This is a genomic window from Polynucleobacter sp. MWH-Jannik1A5, assembly GCF_018881795.1.
In the GTDB taxonomy this organism is placed as follows: domain Bacteria; phylum Pseudomonadota; class Gammaproteobacteria; order Burkholderiales; family Burkholderiaceae; genus Polynucleobacter.
The window spans coordinates 1,710,963-1,732,894 of sequence record NZ_JACVPQ010000001.1; the positions used below are offsets into that span (position 1 = coordinate 1,710,963).

Annotated in this window: 5 protein-coding genes; 3 read left to right on the top strand and 2 right to left on the bottom strand. The window is 45.7% G+C overall.

All coding sequences use genetic code 11. From position 1 onward, the window contains the following. Nucleotides 1-90: 90 nt before the first annotated feature. The 3 genes from ICN23_RS08760 to ICN23_RS08770 are packed head-to-tail and all read left to right on the top strand — an operon-like array spanning nucleotide 91 to nucleotide 19,072. Entirely contained in the window at nucleotides 91-18,198 is an 18,108-nt protein-coding gene (locus ICN23_RS08760; protein WP_216231761.1) for a YDG domain-containing protein, read from the top strand. 17 nt (nucleotides 18,199-18,215) lie between these two features. After that, the gene (locus ICN23_RS08765; RefSeq protein ID WP_216231762.1) at nucleotides 18,216-18,512 is read left to right on the top strand and encodes a RodZ family helix-turn-helix domain-containing protein; all 297 of its coding nucleotides are present in this window, start codon (nucleotides 18,216-18,218) and stop codon (nucleotides 18,510-18,512) included. Beyond that, on the top strand, nucleotides 18,512-19,072 hold the full coding sequence (locus tag ICN23_RS08770; RefSeq protein WP_216231763.1) for a hypothetical protein: 561 nt from the start codon (nucleotides 18,512-18,514) through the stop codon (nucleotides 19,070-19,072). The genes ICN23_RS08765 and ICN23_RS08770 overlap by 1 nt, the downstream gene beginning before the upstream one ends. Before the next feature lie 10 nt (nucleotides 19,073-19,082). Here the strand turns inward: ICN23_RS08770 and ICN23_RS08775 are convergent, their stop codons facing one another. Both ICN23_RS08775 and ICN23_RS08780 read right to left on the bottom strand, forming a co-directional pair. Next, a complete protein-coding gene (locus ICN23_RS08775; protein ID WP_216231764.1) occupies nucleotides 19,083-19,913 on the bottom strand; it encodes a peptidylprolyl isomerase in 831 nt (276 codons plus the stop codon). A gap of 347 nt (nucleotides 19,914-20,260) precedes the next feature. After that, entirely contained in the window at nucleotides 20,261-21,748 is a 1,488-nt protein-coding gene (locus tag ICN23_RS08780; protein WP_216231765.1) for a DUF2075 domain-containing protein, read from the bottom strand. Nucleotides 21,749-21,932: the final 184 nt, after the last annotated feature.

Genomic DNA, 21,932 nt, shown 5'->3' on the forward strand with positions numbered 1-21,932 from the left:
GGTGGTCACATCGAGACTAGCTCTAAGGGCAATGTTGCTATTGCAGCAAGCGCTGCTGTGGATACCTCTGCTCCTAAAGGCAGAAGCGGTATGTGGGTTATAGACCCAATAACGTTGATCATCGATAGTGCAGCAGCATCCGCTATTAGCAATGCATTGAACACCACTAGCGTTACCTTAGATGCTACTGGTAGTGCCTGCGCATTTGGTTCTTGCACTAATAGCCAGTCTGCATTGATTCGTATCATGGCTGGTGCCGACATCTATTCAAGCAATACAGCAACCTCATTGAACTTGATTGCTACTGGTGGCCAGATTGATATCCATAGCAACATCACTGCTGGATCTGTTTACGCAGTTGCGCAATCAATCAATGTGTATGGTTCTGTAAATACGAATGGTGGATCTAATTCCAATATCTATTTAGCTGGTGCGATTATTAATATTCTTGGAAATATTAATTCCAATGGTAATAATCAAAATAATTCCAGCTCAAGCAATTTAAATTCTGCAAATACTATTACTGGTGCAAATCGTCGCAATGGCCAAAATGGATTAACTGCAGATTCAAATACATATTCAAGCAATGGTGGATTAATTAACATTCTTGCAACAGGCGATATTACCGTTGATACAAATAGTTATATTTCTAGCAACGGTGTAAATGGTGGAGTAGTTACGATTACTTCAACAGCCGGTAAAGTAACTATTAACGGTATTGTTGATTCAATCGGAAAATCAAATACTGCTGGCAATATCATGATTGCTGGCAAAACTGAAACCAATCTCATTGGTTCATTAATTAGTGTAGAAGGTTTGAATGTTGGCGGCATGATCAATCTTGGTCAGATCAACAACCTCGGTAACGGCACAATCCTCGCGCCACCTGCAACTGCACCTCCAGCACTTATTACTTTTGTACATGATTCAGTAGCAGCAGCAACAAGCAACAACGCAACAAGTATCACTAGCAGCAACATCAATATTGATAGCCAAACTGGCATCAACGCACCAAACGGCAACATCGTCGTATTCGGTGACCAAATTCAAGTAAACAATTCCAGTATCACAGCGACAAATGGCACGATTGCTATTGGCCGTGAGGCATATTCAGCTGGTGCATTAGCAGCGCTTGCTGTAGTGAGCAATTCCACATTGATTGCTAATCGAGTGGAAACATCTGGTGCTTGGTTGGGTACGGAAAACAACACGATTCGAGCGCTTGAGTGGTTATTAGATCCAAATAACGTCACCATTACAGCGGCGGCGACTACTGGCGGTACATTGCCAAACTACAACGCATCACTCACCACGTCAAACGTTAATACTGTTCAAATTCAAAATGCCATTAATGCTGGCACTAGCGTCACCATTGTTGCTAACGGAACCATCACACAGTCTGCGGCATTAGCATTCGCACCAGCAACTGGCGTAAGCGCTACTTTGACCTTGGATAACAGAACATCTGCAGCCTCGGTAATGACCATCAGTGCGGCCACGACCAATTCTGGAGCGGGCACTGTAAGCCTCGTTTACTTGAGTAGCGGCGCTATTACTTTGGGCGCAATCACCTCAACAAACGGCAAGATTAATGTAACGGCGCAAAGTACTAAGCAAATTGCAGTTTCGTCCAATATCAATGTGAACGGCAATATCACTACCCGTGGAGGCGATATTGTTCTGGATGGTACTGGTGGAACTATTAATGGAACCACTATTACTCGCGCTCCAAATCTTCCTAGTGGTGCGAGCGGTGCTGGCGGTGGAGTGGTTTTTGATTCAACCGCTACGGTTGCTGTCACTATCAACACAACGACAGATGGTGGTGCTGTAGGCGCAGCAACAACTGGTGGCGTTTTAAATATTGCATCGTCAGGCACACTTGGTATGAACTTAGCTACGCTGAATATTGGCGGTAGCGTGGATATGAATATTGTTGGTGGTAACAATGGTACAACCGGTGCTTATGGCTTCTTGTCTGATGTAAATACATCGCCCATGATCGCTAAGGGCAATATCAATATCTACCTCAATTCGATCAACGTAAATACCAATTTCTGGGCACGTTCACCAATTACCTCCTATTCAGGTAGCGTCACAATCTACGCAACTGAAATCCAGGCAGGAAATCCTAGTATTAACTTGGAGGGCGCAATCAGCGGGTATGCCGGTGTAAGTCTTACCTCCGTAGCTGGAGCATTAACGGCTAAGGCCATTATCACAACCGCCCTAGGCACGCTCACCAGCGCAACCGGAACGGTCACGGTGTCTGGCACTACCCAACAAGTGGCAAATAATCAATATGCCGTCAATCTCGGGGGTGCAATAAGCGCCCCGAAGGTAGTCATTACGGGTGCGAATACCAGTACAGCTGGTAAGGCAGTTAATAGCACCGCACCAATTACGATCACAGCTGATCCAAGTATCTCCTTCCTGACAACGCCTGGTGATGCGCTCACTATTACAGGTAACGTCGCAACAACAGGTATCGCTGGTGGCATCAATCTTTCTGCTGCAGCAACCATTACAAATAATTCCAATGGTGGCAATGTAACGATGGTGACTGCCGGTGATCTCACTGCCTTGGGCGCTGTGAATTTTGCTACCGCCAACACAACCAATCATTCTCAAACTATTACGTATGACACTAGAACAGGTAATACAACTAGCCTAATCACTACCGGCGCATTTACTTACAATGCGACTGGCGCAACAGAGAAGGTTAACTATGTAGTTGAATCCAATGGCTCAAATCTTACTGTTGGCGCAACTGCAGTATCTGGTTATATCAATATCGATAACACTTGCCCATCTTGCATAACACCATTAACCCCCGCATCAGCTGCAGCCTCAATGACGACATCCGCTGCGATCACTGTAAGCGGGGCGCTGAGTTCTGGCGACTATATTTACTTAAATGGATTGAATAACAGTGCAACACTGAATGCAGTAGTTTTAGGTGCAAGTACTCTTACTATTACCAGTGCATCAACAGCAACAGACGCAATTACAGTCATCGGTAATCACAATGCCGCAAATAAGGGAAATGTTGGCATCGCTTCATCTGGGGCAATTGTTAATCAATCATCTGCTGGTGGAAATATATCTTTTACCTCTAACGGTGACATTACTCAATCGGGCGCTCTAACTCTCTCAGCCAATAACTCTGGCCATTCACAGACGGTTACTTACGATACAACCACTGGAAACTTAAATAGTTCGATTACAGCTGGCGTGCTCACGGCAGCCACTGGAACATCGCCATTAAATTACATAGAAAGATCTAGTGGTTCTGGCATTACTGCTGGGGCGCTAACAATTTCTGGCTTTGTAAATTTAGACAATACCTACGGCTGTGCTGGTGTGGGGTGTACCCCAGTTAGTGGATATATCAACACAAATACCGAGGCATCTACATTGGCAGTTCAAGCTGAAAATGGAATTTATATTAGTGGATCTATTAGTGCTGATAGTTTTACGGCAAACGCCATCAACTATCCAACAAGCACAAGCGTTACATACCCTGCATTTGCGTTGGGCAAACTCGGGAATACAACGCCTGTAATTACCACTGTAGGTGATATCTTAATCACGGGAATTGGTGCTGGCACATCTTTGAATTCGGGTGTCGATATTCGTGGTGGGATGATTTCGACCGCAGGTGACATTACTTTAACCGGTACCAATTACAGCCCGATTTACGGTTCACTTAACATATGGAATGGTCCAATAAGAGCTGCCGGCGCTTTAACTATGACGGCTAACGCTTACAATACCAGTAACTTCCCCCTCTACATTGATGGAAAGAGTACAAGCGCTATACAAGGCGCCTCTGTCACCTTGACTGCGAATGAATATTCAACCGCAGCAAATGCTTCAACTACTGCTGGAGCAATCTTCTCTGCAAATGCCATCCAGCCAATTATTGCTACAAATGGTGATATTACTATCACGACAAACGTTGCCAATAAGGCAAACGACGGCATTAATTTATCTGGCCCAATCATTCAAAATACAAGTGGTGGAGATATCACGTTCTCCGCAAATTCAACGATCTCTCAGACTGGACCAGTTACCCTGGTAGGCAATACGAGCGGTGCAGTATCAAGCGTTACGTACGACACAACTAGGGGTAATAATGTTTCAACTATTACTTCTGGACCCCTAACGGTTAATAGCGCATCTACTGATGCTATTAACTTTATTGAAAAGTCTACTGGAGCTGCATTAACTGTTGGTGCAATTTCTATTCCCGGTTACATTTCTCTAGACAATACTTACGGCGGAACTGCTGGTGCAGGCGGTACTCCGACCTCTGGATTTATTACTTACGCCAATGCGTCAACCTTAGCTACCGTAGCCACTGGTATCTCTATTAATGGCGCACTTTCTACCGGCGCGTTCTCGGGTCCACAGGCTATTACTGTATTTGGTGTTTCTGCTGGCCCAACCGTTACTAACGGTGTGTCGGTTGGCGCCACTACCAATACTAGCGCTTCACTGACAGCTGCTACAGGCAGTATTAATGTGACGGGTATTACTAAAACTGGCGATAAAGGCATTGTTGCTTACGCCCCAATGACCGCGACCAACGGCAATATTAATTTGATTGGTATTACTGGTTCCACTTCCACAACTGCTGCCCTTGCAGAGGGCGTGGCTATCATGCCGGCTGCAAACTTGACAGCTAGTGGAGTGGGGGCTGGAAATATCACGATTGCTGGTAGCGTGCTTTCTACAGCTAACACAGGTAACGGTATTCGTGTCGACGGTTTAGCTACTGGCGGACCAACCATCATTAATGCAAGTGGTACTTTGACCTTTGCCGGTTACGATGCAGCTACTGGTGCTACTGCAGCTCACTCAGTCTATATCGCTCGAGCATCTAAGGTTTATCTCAAGTCTGGTCTTGACACTATTATTGCCGGCTCCATTCCAGGTGGTACAGGCGGCTCTACTGGCGCGAACATCTCCTTGGGCGTTAATTCTGGAACAATCGGTGTTGTTATCAATGCTGGCCGCGATTTAATTATTGAAGGCGCTGTTTTAACAACGCAGACCAATTCTTCAGGAGCAAGCATTCCGAACGTGGCTACTCCTTCAGCTAACTCAGCTGCTTTAGCAGGCGCAACTGGTGGCATTGCAATTGAAATCCTTAATCAACAGTCTTATGTTGATGGGGGAGTGAACTATACAGGCTTTAATGCGGTTCGTAATATTTGGATGCATGGTATTGGTGGTGAGGGTGGTATTGCGGATAACGGCGTACCACTAACATCCACCACTGGAAACATCACCTTGCTCGGTACGGCGCAAGTTACCTCAAAAACAGCCATCAAAATATCCTCTAGCGGTTCTCCTGCTGGAACTGGCGCAATTTTAGCCAAAGACGGTGTTGTTACTATCACTGGTAACTCTATTGCCGGTGCCAGTGGTTACGCCGTATGGGATGCAGCCCCTATTACTGGTAACGCAATTATTGTTACTGGCAACGCATCAGGATTACCTACAACTATCGTTAGCTTGGGTGTAATGACTATCAATGCTTGCGCGGCAGGGGTTGATTGCACATCACATGATCTAGAGGTATATGCGTGGGGTGGTGGCGCTCAGACTTCTGTTACAAACACAGGCAGTACGACTGGTATTACGCAAACTGGAGCAATTGCTGCCAACGCTAACGGTGGAAGCATTCTTTTCAAATCCAATAACGTCATTACTCAAGGTGGGGCAATTACGATTGCTCAAAATACCAGCGGGACTGATTCTTTAATTAGTTACGACACCACATTTGGCACACGTTTATCGTCCATTGATACAGGCCCACTGACCTTTAATGGCACATCAACTAATTACATCAACTACAACAATATTGCGAGCGGTGCGCCGATTATCGTTAATGCTGCCTTGACTGTGCCCGGCTCAATCACTTTTGACAATACCTACCTCAATGGGGTGCAGGGCGGCATCAATACCAATAATGCATGGCAGTATGCAACGATTGCACCAGCAGCCAAAGGGATTTACGTCAGTGCCAGTTTGACAGCTAGTGATGGCATCTACATTCGTGGAGCTATTGGAGCAAGTACGGCATTAGTAGCATCTTGCTGTAATGCAGTTTCATTGGATGGCACATTCACATTGCAAACTGTAGGTAGCTTTGCTACTGGTAATACAGAAAGTGCTATTGAAATTATTGGTATTCAGCCTATAGCGAATATGACTGCGACAACAATTCAAAATGCAATTGAATTGCGCTCTAACGTCAGCCTTATTAACAACTCAATTAACGGAAAAATCAATATTGTGGCCATCTCTGGTCACTATAAGGATATTGTCTCTATTACGAGCGCATCAACTGCTGGTTCTATTGATGTCAGCGCTATTGGCCTAAATGCTCAGGTTTATACAGTTGCTGGAACATTGTTTACGCAAAATTCTAACGCTGGTATTTTTATTGCCACCTCTGAAAACGGTAACGTTTTGCCGCCCAAGATTGTCAATAATGGAACGGGTCCTGTGGTTATTGCGGCCGGTACATATTTTCCAGTAGGTACAGTGAATACTTCCTGTTCTGTCGGCGGACCAGGGTCTTGCGGTCAGATTTACACAGTTAGCGGAAACAACATTACTTCACCTAACGGCAATGTATTTCTGTATGCGGGCTCGCCTGGAACGGGAACTATTAACTCCCTAACATCGCAGTCGATGTTGTCTTATTTAGATAGCAGATTAGGTAACTTAACTTTTGCCAATACCTTATTCGGTCAAGCTTATGCGGTAGGCAATGTGCCGGCAACATTAATTCCGATTGATGCCATTGCAGCCCTTAATACAGCCAATGCTGCACCGGGTACGGGCTATACAAGCTATACAACTTCAGCTACAACGTCAACCAATGGCGGTCCAGTTATTCAATTCCGTATTCAACCATCTGTTCAAGCGAACTTGAGTGGAAACGTAACCAAGGTTTATGGAGCGGATGACCCATTAGCCACCTCTGGTAACTTAGCTACCGTAGGCTCATTGGATTACCAGTTAAATGCACTCTTCGTTAAAAATGCTACCGTTAATCCAGGGTATGTAGCCAATGGTGCAACTGGTTGCTTGAATCAACCATCTGGTTGCATGAAGACAACCGTAAACGGCTTGAATTTCTTCCTGCCAATGGATGATTTCATTAATTCATTGCAAGCAACTTTGCCAACTCCACGCGCTTCATATGGCACTGTTCCTGGTGAGCAGGTGAACGGTACAAGTTCTACTGCCTTCACTTCAAGCTATGCCTATAACCTTTCCAGTACGCATGGCGTCATGGTAAGTTCTGGAATCTCCGTTAACTTACAGCCGGCTAGCGGTTCAGTCGGCCTGGTAATTACTCCTGCACCATTAACGATTACTGCGTCTAACCAAACGATCCAAGCGGGTGATGCCTTTACTGCTGGAACTACTGCATTCACAACAAGTGGATTGGCACTAGCGCCAAACGGAGTTGTGTTGGCCGACGCGATTTCCGGCGTAACTTTAGCTGCCCCAACTTACACCGGGCAAACAACAGCTGGCGCTTATGCAATTAATGCAAGCGCCCCGGTATTTAGTACTGGCTCTGCAAGTAACTACACCATTACCTATGCGCCTGGTACTTTAACAACGACAACCAATCTCATTATTACGATTACTGCATTGGCTGAATCAAAGATCTACGGATCAAGCGCTATTAGCTCACCATCCTCAATTACATACAACGGATCCGGCGTAGCAGTTGTCAGTGGGCCAGCGTCTGCTCTTTATACGATTACAGGATTGCCGGTAGGTGGTACTTACACCATTGATAGTTTGACATTCACGAGCGCCGGCGGAATTGCCTCTGCCAGTGTTGGAGGTAGTCCTTACACTGTTACACCATCTGCAGTATCTATTACAACTGCAAGTGGCTCACCTTCAATAGCTGGCGCAAGCTATATTTATCAGCCCGGCCTAATGACGGTGACTCCTCGTCCGATCACGATTACCGCAACACCAGTTACTACTACTTACGGTAGCGCTACACCAATTACTCAAACTGGCTATACCGCATCTAACAACTTGGTAGCAGGGGACACGATTACAGGCGCAACTGTAAATTATGTTGGTGCATCTACTTCTACGACTGTTCCTGGTACATTGGGTGCTGGTACTTACAGCTCTGCAATTGTGCCAAGCGCTGCAACTGGTACTGGTGGATTTAACTCAACTAACTATGCGATTACCTATGCTCCAGCTGATTTAGTTGTCAATAAATTGGCCGTGATAGTTACTGCTAATGCGCAATCTACTGTTTACGGTACTGCTTTAGCTCTTGGCACAACAGCTTTTACTAATAGCATTGGCACATTACCGAATGGCGATGCTATTACTGCTGCAACACTTCAATACAATGGCTTACCTAGTGTCCCAGCCACGACCAATGCTGGTAGCTACACCATCGCGGCAAGCGCAGCTACCGGAACGGGTGGTTTTGGCAGCGCCAATTACGATGTTACCTACGCAACAGGTCCGCTGACTGTTACACCTGCCCCTATAACCATTAGCGCGACAGCACCTACACAGTCTGTTGTCTACAGTGGTTCTGCTCAAACCTTCAATGCAGCAACTGGATTGACTATCAGCGGCCTGAAAAATGGAGAAACTGCGGTTTTAGGAACCACTGGCTTGGGTTCTGGAACCAACGTAGGCGTGTATACAAACACGGTTGATGCCAATTTAATTACCAGCATTACTGGTGGCAATGCGCTTCTATCAAATTACACGGTTACTTATTCTGGTGCACAAGCAGCATTGAATATTATTCCAGCGCCGTTGTCGATTACTGGCGCATTTACATCGGCTGTATATGATGCTGCCGCCCATACTAATGCTGCTCCTACTGTTAGCGGCTTAAAGGGTAGTGACGCAGTTGCATTGCCAATGGGCGTTCTTGGCATGGGCACTAATGCTGGTACATATGCGGATGTATTAGCCCCAGTATTTACTACTGGGTCAGCAAATAACTACACCATCACCACTACTAATGGTGCTTTAACAATTACTCCAAAAGCCGCAACCGTTACCGGTAATACAATCGTTAATCAATATAGCGGGGCTTTACAAACCAACACGTACACCACTACCGGAATTATTACTGGGGATGCTGTGACAGTGGGTGGGGTAGCTACCGCCACTCACGTATCACAAGGTACTGTCCCTGATGTCTTTACTGTTAGTGGTCCTTCCGCTGGTAACTACACTTTCACTTATGCTCCGGGCTCAATCACCATTACGCCTGCGCCATTAACTGTGACTGGCGCCATTACGACGGCCGTTTACAACAAGACTACACAAACTAATACTGCCGCAAACGTTACTGGATTACTGGGATCCGATACAGCCACCATTGGCGGTACATATGGTTCTGGTATCAATGCAGGTGTTTATACAGATAGCCTCTCTGTAGGCCTGTCAAACCCAAGCGACTATTCCGTCAGCATCACCAACGGTACCCATACGATTACTCCAGCAATTATTACCGTTAATGGTATTACTGCCCAGAACAAGGTGTATGACGCCACTACAGCAGCCACTCTGAATGTAGGCACTATTACTACAACTGGTGTATTGCCAGGTGATACTGTCACACTCCAAACCAGCACTTTATCTGGTGTGTTTACAGATAAGAATGTCGGTAATGGCAAAACCGTACTTATTAGTGGTGTTGTTTTAGCCGGCACAGATTCTGCAAACTATCAGCTATCTGGAGGTGCTAACACCGCAACGACTGCGAACATTACTCCAGCACCATTGACTATTACTGGAGCGGATTTAACAACCACTTATAACGCTTCAGTACAGTCTTTGGCGGCGCCTACCGTTGCTGGGTTGATTGCTGGCGATAACGTCACTGTCGCTGGGAATGCTACCGGCACTAATGTAGGTAGCTATTCTGCTACTTATACAGCGAGTGGTGTCGATGCAGGTAATTACACCGTTACAGCTAATACGCCAGTGTTGACGATTAATAAAGCCAATTTGGTAGTAACAGCAAATAACGCAGGTAAGTTCTATGGACAAGCAGATCCAGCATTTACTGCGACTATTGCTGGATTGCAGGGATCTGATACGGCTACAGTTAACGCTGTAACTAGTAGCGTTACTGGAACTACTGCAGCAACAGGTACATACCCAACAGCAATTAATGCAAGTGGGGTCACTAGCACTAATTTGGCAAATTACAACGTAACTTATGTTCCAGGTGCATATACAATCACACCAGCAGGTGTTCTTGTAATCACCATGAACGCGGCAACAACGACCTATGGAACTGCAGCATCGCCAACTGTTGCTACTATCCAATTTGCTACTGGTACAGGTATAAATACAACCGTAGTGACTTTGACTAAGTCTGGGGATACTTATACTGATGGCGCATACTCAATTACCGTTACTCCAGCGATTACCGACCAGGGCGTAACGCCAGTAGTTACTGGCGCAAGTACTACATGGAATGTAGGTGCATACACGAATGCTGTAAGCAATACAAATAATTACAACCAAACTGGTAGTCCATTTACTGGTGTAACAACTATTACCAACACCTTAACGATTACGCCAGCACCACTAGCGATCATTGTTGCAAGCACATCAAAAACTTATAACGCTAGCGCATTTACAGCTGCACAAGCATCTCTGTCTTCCGTTACCGGTTTGTTAAATGGCGATACGATATCTGGATATTCAGGGGTTACAGCTGGTAATTTGGGTGGTGTAACTTTTAGTGGTTCGTCCATTGGAGCCATTAATGCAAGTGCTACAACATATCCAATTAATGGATCTGTAGGATCAGGATTCTCAAACTACAACGTCACAATCACTAACGGTGCTTTAACTATTAACCAAGCTCCGTTGGTTGTTAATGGCGCAGTAACAACTACACAATATAACGGTGCCACTCAAACCAATGCTGCTGCAACCGTAACTGGCTTGCAGGGTAGTGATAGCGTAGTAGTTTCTGGTTATGCGACTGCAACGCATGTGAGCCAAGGTATTGTTCCTGATGTGTTAGTGGCTAGCGGGGCGTCTGCAAGCAATTACAGTATCACTTATAACAATGGCTCAATTGCCATTACACCTGCCTCCCTTTTGGTAACAGGTGTAGCCAATCAGTATGCCTATAACGGCGCATTGCAAACCAATACAGGTGCATCCGTAAGCGGTCTTAAAGGAACTGATACTGCAACCGTTGCGGGTTATGCGACAGCAACTCATGTGAGCCAAGGTATTGTTCCGGATGCGTTAGTAGCTACCTTGCAGTCCGCTAATACAGCTGATTACACAGTGACATATGTCCAGGGTAGCCTGCAAATTACACCTATCGTTATTACTGCAGTAGTAAATTCCGCCACCGTAATGTACAACGCCAATTCACAAACCACTGGCTTTGTTGTAACTGGCCTGAAGGGTAGCGATATTGCAGCTGCAGCTTCTGGTACGGCTACTGGTACCAACGCAGGTACTTACACTAGCAACTTGGTATTGACCACCTCTAGTGACTATACCGTTGGCGCTATTACTAACGGCACTTTGACTATTACCCCAGCACCACTAACCATCAGCGCTGGCTTGACAGCCAACAACAAGGTATATGACACCACTACAGCAGCAACCATTGCAGTAACTGGTAATCAAGTGCTCGAGGGTGTTCTAGGTGTTGATGCTGTAACTGTGTCTTCAACCGGTCCTTATACAGGCGCAACATTTAGCCAATCTAACGTAGGCTCAGGTTTAACAGTAACCCCAGGTACTTCATCTACCGTGATTAATGGTGTGACTTACACCACTATGGCTGGCGTAACTTTGACTGGCGCTGCAGCGGGTAACTACTATGTTGCTGGAGTAGGGCCACAGACTTTAACTGGCAACATTACGCCTAGGCCAATTACGATTGCTACTGGTTTGACTGCTAGCGATAAGGTGTACGACGCAACAACTGCAGCGACAATTACATCTGCAACACAAACATTGTCTGGCGTACTGCCATCTGATTCTGCTAATGTTTCTGTAAGCTCAAACGGCCCTTATACTGGGACCTTTAGCCAGTCAAACGTGGGCGCTGGTTTGACGGTCACCCCAACGTCTACAGCAACAACTATCGCGGGTGCTAGCTATGATGCAATGACTGGCGTAACTTTAAGTGGATCAGCAGCGGGTAACTATTACGTAACTGGAACAACTTCACCAATCACAGCAAGCATTACGCCTTACATCATCAACTTTGGTGCGGGTGGTACAGGCCCTAATATCACCGCAGTAGCAAATAACAAGGTCTATACATCCACGACTTCTGCCAATGGAACCTTGGCGATGGTGAACTTATTCGGAACTGATTCTGTGGACGTTACATTCACAAGTGCATCTTTTGCCAATCCGAATGTTGCCAATAGCATTCCAGTAACCTTCAGTGGCGTTACATTGTCAGGTGCTTCTGCGGGCAACTATGCACTTGGTAATACTCCGATAACCTCCAGTGCAAATATCACCCAAGCACCGCTTACGATTACGGCTATTGATAAGGCATCTTTCTATACCCAAGCTACCGCTGATTTAACCCAGGCTTATGCACCAGCAGTTGGTCTCTTGGGTGCTGATGTCGTAACTGGAGCAACCGTCACAACAACTGCTACAAATACATCCGCAGTGGGCACCTATCCAATCTCTATTGGTTCAGCTACAGGTACAGGCCTATCGAATTACTCAATTACATATGTACCAGCAACATATACGATTGTTGGCCCAGGTGGATTGTTGATTTCCACTACTGGAGTAACAACACCTTACGGTACCGGTACCTCTGGAAATATCATTGCGCCAGCATTGCCAACAGCATCCTATATTCTCGGCGGCTCAAACAGCTCTTTAACATATGTCAGCTCGTCAACGACTGGCAATGTCACTAGATATGTATTCAAGGATGTGGCAAACGTAACCGTTACTTTTGACCTTACGCCATCTAATACGTCTACTAGTGGTTCTGGCAATATCAATATTGGTAGCTACCCATATGCAACATCGAATTTATCTGCTGGCAGTACCGGTTTAACTTCGGCAATTCCATCTGGTAACTTCACTGTTACTCCGCTAGCTATTACCATTACAGCATCTCCAGAAACCCACGCATACAACGGTAGCGTGCAAATCCAGGCTTCTGCTACATCCTCACCAGCGATCAAAACGAATGACATAGTCACCATTACTGGCTCGGCTTTGGGTAAAAATGTTGGTACCTACGGCTCAAGTCTATCGGCAACTGGCGCTGATATTGCTAACTACAGCATTACTTATGTCAATGCTGATCTAACTATCACACCATATATCTTGGGCTCCGGCGGGGCGGGTACGCCAGCTATTACAGCAACAGCCAATAACAAGGTATACGAGACAACTACAGTGGCTACCGGCAGCTTGGCAATGGCCAATCTATTCGCGGGTGATACCGTAGCAGCGAATTATGCAAACGCTAACTTTGCCACTCCAAACGTTGCTAACGGTCTGACCGTAACCTTTGGTGGTGTAACTCTATCTGGCCCGGATGCCGCAAACTACGCCGTAGGATCTTCACCGATTACCGCAACTGCCAACATTACCCCAGCACCACTAACCATCAGCGCTGGCTTGACAGCCAACAACAAGGTATATGACACCACTACAGCAGCAACCATTGCAGTAACTGGTAATCAAGTGCTCGAGGGTGTTCTAGGTGTTGATGCTGTAACTGTGTCTTCAACCGGTCCTTATACAGGCGCAACATTTAGCCAATCTAACGTAGGCTCAGGTTTAACAGTAACCCCAGGTACTTCATCTACCGTGATTAATGGTGTGACTTACACCACTATGGCTGGCGTAACTTTGACTGGCGCTGCAGCGGGTAACTACTATGTTGCTGGAGTAGGGCCACAGACTTTAACTGCGAACATTACGCCTGCACCTCTGACAATCAGCGCTGGATTAACTGCTAACAATAAGGCCTATGACGGCACTACTGCCGCAACCATAACTGCTGTTGCCGGAGCTCAAACACTCGTTGGTCTGGTGGGAAGTGATATCAGCACAACCAATGTAGTAGTGAGCTCTTCCGGAGCCTATACAGGCAACTTTAGCCAGTCTAATGTTGGCAATAATTTGGTGGTAACGCCAACGACTACTGCAACTGTGATTGCTGGCGCTAGTTATAACGCTATGGCGGATGTCACTTTATCTGGCATCTCTGCTGGCAACTATTACGTTACAGGCACCACATCCCCAATTAGAGCTAACATCACGCCATATATCATCGTGCCTGGCGTTACAACCGGCCCTGCTATTACTGCGGTAGCAAATAACAAGGTTTACACCTCTACCGATGGAGCCAATGGCACATTGGCAATGGTGAACTTATTTGGTACGGATTCAGTGTCGATAAGCTATACCGGCGCTACATTTGCAAGTCCTAACGTAGCCAATGGCATTACAGTGACATTTACTGGTGCCGCATTGTCTGGACCGTCTGCAGCAAACTACTCCATAGGTGCTGGCGCTATTACTGCAACAGCTAACATCACGCCTGCACCTCTAACAGTGACTGCCAATGACCAGGCATCCCTGTATACACAGCCATTAGTTACATTGTCAGTGGCTTCTGCTATCGGATTATTAGGCGGACAACAAGTCACTGGCGCAACCTTAGCAACTACGGCAGCCACTAGTGGTCCGAATTCTTCTGCTGGTGCATACCCAATTTCAATTAGCGCTGCAACTGGAGCAAGTGGATTTATTGCCAATAACTACACCATTAGCTATGTTCCAGCTACCTACACCATTGTTCCGGCAGGGCAGCTATTGGTATCTACCTCTGGATTGACCACTATTTACGGTAGCACTGTGGTTTCTGGAAATATTGTTACACCATCAATAAACCCAACACTTTCTTACTTAACTACTGGCGGTGCTGTGATTAGCAACCTGACCTATGTAAGCAAGACGGTTACAGGCAATGTAGTTACTTATAACTATGTAGATGGCTCAAGCCATACAGTCAGCTTTAACCTGACCCCAACTGGCACAAGCACCAGCACATCAGGAAATATTAATGTTGGTTCTTACTCCTACGCAGCAACCAATGTATCTGCTCCTGGTACAGGTTTAAGCTCAACATCAGGTGTAGCTACCGGTGATTTAGTGGTGACACCTTTGGCTTTGACAATTACTGCGCCAATTACAGGCCCATTAACTTATAACGGCACGAATCAAAATCAAGGAGCTGTTACCTATTCAACACCAATTCTGTCGACTACTGGCGTTGGTACAGATCAAGTCAATGTAAGCGGTTTAGCATCTGGCAAGAATGTCGGTATCTATGGTTCTAATCTAGCTGTGAGTGGGGCAGATACCTCTAACTACGCAATCACATTGGTTAACAACAATCTGACAATCACTCCGTTTGTCATAACCCCTGGATCAACTTCACCTACTGATCCACGTTTAACAACCGCAGCTAACAACAAGGTATACGACACCACTACTGCAGCAACAGGTAGCTTGGCGATGATTAATCTGTTTGCTGGTGATTCTGTTGCCGTAAATTACGCCAGCGCCGCTTTTGCTAGCGCCAATGTCAATTCACCATCAAGTCCTCAAACCGTTACATTTAGTGGCGTTACCTTGTCGGGGGCATCGGCGAATAACTACACCATTGGTAGTGGGGCGATTACTGCCACTGCAAACATTACACCAGCGCCTGTAACTATTAGTGGTTTAGTAGCGCAAAACAAGGTTTACACCTCCACTAGCAATGCTGTAATTACTGGCACCCCAATTGTGACTGGCCTCTTGGGTTCTGATGCCTCAACAGCTACTGGCACTGCTGTAGGAACATTCGTATCGCCCAATGTTGCCAATAGTATTTCAGTAGCAGCTGATTTAAGTGGAATGACATTAAGTAATCCTAACTATGTGATTACAGGTTTGACAGCGCCTTTAGCGGCTAATATCACCCCAGCACCATTGACGATTAGCTCTGGTTTGTTTGCTCAGAATAAGGTGTACGACATCACAACTGTGGCAACGATTGCAGCAATTGGCGCACAAACATTGGAAGGTGTCCTTGGCTCTGATGCAGCGAATTTAGCCGTAAGCTCATCCGGTCCATACACGGGTAGCTTTAGTCAGGCAAACGTTGGCAACGGATTAACAGTTTCTCAAGCTACAGCCACAGCTGTTATCAACGGCAAAAGTTATACGACCATGGCAGGCGCAACCTTGTCTGGTTCAGCTGCAGGTAATTACTATGTGACTGGCCCAACCAGTGCATTAACAGCAAATATCACAAAAGCGCCGTTAACCATTACCGCCATTAATCAAGCTTCATTTGTAACTCAGCCAATTGGCGCTTTAACATATGCATCTATTGGCTTGTTAGGTAGTGATGCGATTTCTGCTGTAACTCTGGCAACGGCTGCATCAAATACCCAACCAGCGGGCCAATATGCTATTACCGCCTCTAATGCAACTGGAGCGGCAATTGGTAACTACCAAGTAACCTACGTGCCAGGCACTTACACTATTGTTCCTGCTGGTCAACTTCTGATTCATAGCAGTGGGGCGGTGACGCCTTATACAACTGCACCTACTTTTGCTAATCCAACAGTGGCTTATGCAACCTCTGGTGGCGCCATTATTAACAATCTTTACCTCACTGCAAGTAGTACTGTGAATGGCATTACAACTTACACCTATTCTGATGGGGCAGGCGCAAGCTTGATCTTTAACTTTGCGCCGACTAATCCAGTCATGAGTGGTTCAAATAACGTGAGCGTTGGGACCTATGGCCTATCGGCTGCTAACTTTGCCATTACTGGTAATAACATTACTAATATTTCACCAGTGGTTACTGGTGACTTAACGGTAACCCCACGTGCAATCACAATTACTGCAACACCTGCCACTTATGTATACAACGGTACTGTTAGAGTGTTAGCTAATACCACTTCTACGCCAGGGATTGTTGCTGGAGATTTGGTAACAGTCGTGGATACAACGGCCGGTAAGAATGTCGGTAATTATTTCTCCGCATTGGCTACGACTGGGGCAGATTCTATAAACTATCAAACAAGCTTTATCAACGCAAATCTGTCGATTACTCCATACGTATTGGGATCCATTGTGGGTGGCCCAGCAATCAGCCCTTCTGCAAATAATAGGGTCTACAACACGACTACTGGCGCAACAGGTAGCTTGGCGATGACTGGTTTATTCCCCGGTGATGTTGTTACGGCCGATTTCACAAATGCATCATTTGCTAGTCCTAATGCTAATAACGGCATAACAGTGACCTTTAATAGTGTGACCTTGTCTGGTGCTGCAGCAGCAAACTATGTCTTAGGGGCGGCACCGGTATCAACGACAGCCAACATTACTAAAGCGCCCGTGACGATTAGCGGTTTGCTTGCTCAGAATAAGGTATTTGATGGCACTCCGGCGGCCGTCATCACTGGTAACCCTGTAATTGCAGGGCTATTGGGATCTGATGTTTCTACTCTATCGGGAGCTGTGCTTGCTGGTTTGTTTGCTAGTTCGAATCCGGCGGATAGAATTTTGGTTAAAGCGATCTTAGATGCCTTAATTTTAGGTAACCCTAACTATTACATTGCGGGTGTGACTTTCCCATTAGTCGCGGATATTACGTCCCCACCACAAACCATCAATAATATGGCGATTGTGCAGCAGCAAGTTGCTCAAGATTTTGTGCAAGATCGTCCAACAGATCACATCAAAAAAGGCGAGTTGATCTATGTTCGCGATAAAGACAACTTGCCTGAGTACCTGCAAGCGATTGAAGTTCCCTCAACTGGTGCTTTCAAATTCCCGGTACCAGATTCAATTATTCAAGACTTGATTAACCTGTCAGGTGAGAATGCTGAATTGGCTAAACAGGCTGGTAGCTATAAGTTGCTATTGCTGCCTAAGGGAAGTAAATTGGTTGTAACCCTGCCAGATGGCGCAGCATTACCGGCCGGCATTATGTACGATACGGGAACTAACACTTTTGTAGTGCCCAAGCTTGGCAACATTACATTACCACTATCGGTAAAAGTAACCTTGATGCGCGGTAAACAGACGTTGAGCCAGAAGATCATGGTGGTTACTAAGTAACCATCCGGCGTGATTTCATGGTTTCAGTTAACACCCCGAAGCATGGACGCAATCTAGGTAGACTGCTCAAAGAAGCCCGAGAATCTCAAGGTCATAACTTAGCCATACTTGCTAGGCAATGCGATCTTTCAGTTGTGCAATTAACAGCGATAGAGCGCGGTGACACATTGGCTTTTGCGCGCTCACAATCCAATCTCCTTGTGGCAATTCAAACTTATGCCCAAGTGCTGGGGGTTAGCTTTGAGCATATTGAGGGGCTTAATAATAGTCCGGATGACGATATCTACATTCCTGAATTTCTGAGAAAGAAGTAATGAAGTCTTTCTTAAGAAGGCTTTATCTTGCCTTTCTACTGACTTTCTTTAGTGGATATCTATGGGCAATTGAGAGGGTAGTTATCGGCAATTGGATTGTTCAAACCTCCCCTGGGTCTATTGAGGCCTCAACAAGTGCGGGCTCAACCTCTTTTGGAATTTACTGTCAGGCAGACCAGTGCATGTTCTACCTTCATGACAGCTTAAGATGCCATCCGGGGAGTAAATCGCCTATCTTGATGAGTGGGTTGGGTAATGCAGCGTCTCTTAATATGCAGTGCGCTCAAATAAACGGGGTACTCTTTCAGATCCTCGAACCATTTAATGTGGTACTAGATGAGGTTAAGCGCGGTGGTTTGGTGAGCTTTGCAGTACCGCTTCAAAACGGTTCTTTTGGCGTCTCTCGCTATAGCTTGAATGGCGGCTTTGAGGCGGTGAGGAAAGCATTGCAAGAAGCGGGCAACGCAAAAAGGACGCTACCAAAACCGGTAGATCCTTTGCCGGCACAGCCGCTTCAGCCTGTGCCAGGATCAAGACGTCTTCAGGACATCATGATCTAGGCTATCTTGTTTACTGGGTAATTCTAGCGCGTCCACGAAGGTCTTTAACAGTCTCAACTAAGTATTGCTGTACAAAGGCTTGACGTAATTGAGGTTTGGATTCTTCATACCCTGGTAGCTTGAAGTTGCGCTTATCGTCTAGTTTGATGATAGCCCAGCCACCTTGTACTTGAATAGGGGCGCCATAGATTGCCCCTTTATTCAATTTGGATACTAGCTGCTGCAGTTCCGGGCTAAGTTGTCCTGGGAATAGCCAACCCAATTGTCCACCATTACTCTTAGCGCCATCGGCAATAGAGTATTGCTGGGCTAATTTACCAAAAAGTTCACTCTTATTGATGCGATTGATAAGGTCTATAGCATCGGATTCATTAACAACAATGATCTGGCTAACTCGGTATTGAAAACCAGTAGTGGCATCGCCAGTTAATTTTCGTTGGCGGTCGTATTCTTCGCGTAACTGGGCGTCGGTAATAGGGGACTTCTTAAAGTGCGCTTCCACTAATGCCTGAATGAGTAGGGTTTGGCGTAATTGGGTGTATTGATCATCTAAATCAATGCCTTTTTCCAGATCCATGCGCTCAGCCTGTTGGGCTAAAAGCTCACGATTAATTAACTCATCTTTTAAGGTTTTTTGGAGCTCGGGAGTATTTTTCTGGCCCTGTGCAACAGCTGCTTTGATATTGAGATCCAGCAAGCCTTTTGTGAGCATGGTGCTATTCACTGTAGCAAAGAAGTTGATATTTGAGGCGCTGGAGCTACTAGCTTCTGGGGCGGCAATGACGCCGTAGGAAATGCTTAATAGAGTAGAGAAGAGGAGTGCAAAAACATGTTTTTTCATCTTCCAATTATAAAGCGTGAAACCTTTAAATCTCCATGGAGTTTCTGGTATGGGAGCCTCTAGAACGTCTATCAAGTTGACAAAAATTAAAACTGTTTAAATTGTGGGGGGTATCAAAATTCGCACAGCCCGTTGACTCGACATAACATGGAGGGCTATTTTTGGATGCTCGGCAAATCATCAATCTACTGGATAGATCTGCGAGCAATGGACTATAGATCCGATGAAAATACTTGCATCTAGAGGCACTTGAAATCGAATTCAAAAATTTCTAAACCGTTCATATATCAGGCTGCTCGGAAATCGGATACCCCCCACGTCGGTTTGATACCCCCTGGGGTCTATAGCTATAACTCTTTTATTCCGCACGCCTTTAAATAGTTAAAGGTCTCATCGTAGAATTCGGGAGGTCGCGTATGGTCCGATACCTCGCCTTTAGGCACATATATGGCAATCCCTTGCCGTGCTCGAGTTAAAAGCACTCTATATGCATTCTTGAGGTACAGCTTGCGCTGCATCTTATGCACACCTTGCCAGCTTGTTCCTCTAAAGTTGTAATGATTCCATGCGTTATTCTTATAGCGGAAATCAGCGTCCCAGCCGACAATAATCCAATCCAACTCCAGCCCTTGAACGTCAAACTCAGTTGCAACTTCTTCCAAATAAAACGATGTTCGTATATCTGATTGGTCATTCAGGAACCATACTGAAGCATCAATCTTGTCTTTTACGTTGATACCATCGGGCCGAAGTCTTATAGCCCCTGAAGAGGCAACTAAACCATATCTCTCCGTACCCCTTGCTTGGGATTGCACCCACGTTTTTGCTGCGCCCATATCCCTGGTTAATACGATAGGGTACCGATCAGCAATACGCAAATAGGCTTCTTTTGCTCTCTCGGGTTGATTCTCAATTACATGGCTAGCAAACTCAGAAAGAGCATCCGCTCTAAACGAGCGCATTGAAACAGATAGATGTAATTCTGGTTCATATTGACAAGCGATTTTGGAGATCGATTCACTGAGTTCAGGATCCCAGAAGTAATCTCTATCATTTAGTCTATTGGATACATATATATCCCAGTCCTTATATTGTTCTTTAAGGGCGATTAACCATTCGGAGATACCGGCTTCCCCTGTATTGATTTCTTGACCGCCACCAATAAGGCAAACAATGGTGCACCAGTCGTGATGCCTATCCATTGCGCCTATGAGAAATGCGGGTTCAGACATATTGAAATCAGGATACCCACGTTTTTGTTGCATAAATTTACTGGCTTGTTCTTTGCCCCAGGCTCTTTGTGCCTCGTCAAAAATAACTACTTTTTCATATGGGGCAAGCTCCGACTTGAGGGCCTCATCACGAAAGTGATGGATATTTTGAATAAAACTCGCAACCTTACGATGCGCATCTTTCTTGGGGATACCCTCTCTTATGGATTCATCTCTAGCTAGAGCCTCTCTTAACACTTCAACTAAAGGGCCATTTCCAGACAAGAAGACTGCATGTTCGTCGTTGTGTTCCTTGGCGCGCACTGTCGCTATATTGAGCCCGGCAAGTGTTTTCCCTGCCCCTGGAACTCCCGTAACAAAGCAAATTGATTTTTTATTGTTTTTCTTTGAGACTTCAATAATTTGGGAAATCTTATTTGTAGTAACCGTTAGATTATGTGCGCTAGCATCTGATCTAGTGATTTCTTCCACTTGATGGTCTCGATATAGCGCCTGCGCAGCTTCAATAATGGTGGGTGTAGGGTGGTAACCTGACTGTGACCATTTGTCTGGATCGATTTCAGTGCGAGGGAGCACTTGTAGGGCGCTTGAAATAAACTCCATTAACTCATTTGACGTTAGGCATATCGGGGTGGCAACCAAATCATTAGCTAATTTAATAGACGGCAATCCCTTAGGAGTTGAGTTGGTAGCAATGAGGATGGGGATGACGTAAGTGCTGTGTGACCCTTTATGAAAGTTTTTCAGATCCAAAGCATAGTCATGAACTTGGTCTATGGCAGCTCTA

Bases quoted from the DNA above. Each gene is read 5' to 3' on its own strand.
- ICN23_RS08760 (WP_216231761.1), top strand. From the start codon at position 91: ATGTGGGTTATAGACCCAATAACGTTGATCATCGATAGTGCAGCAGCA.
- ICN23_RS08765 (WP_216231762.1), top strand. From the start codon at position 18,216: ATGGTTTCAGTTAACACCCCGAAGCATGGACGCAATCTAGGTAGACTG.
- ICN23_RS08770 (WP_216231763.1), top strand. From the start codon at position 18,512: ATGAAGTCTTTCTTAAGAAGGCTTTATCTTGCCTTTCTACTGACTTTC.
- ICN23_RS08775 (WP_216231764.1), bottom strand. From the start codon at position 19,913: ATGAAAAAACATGTTTTTGCACTCCTCTTCTCTACTCTATTAAGCATT.
- ICN23_RS08780 (WP_216231765.1), bottom strand. From the start codon at position 21,748: ATGGAGTTTATTTCAAGCGCCCTACAAGTGCTCCCTCGCACTGAAATC.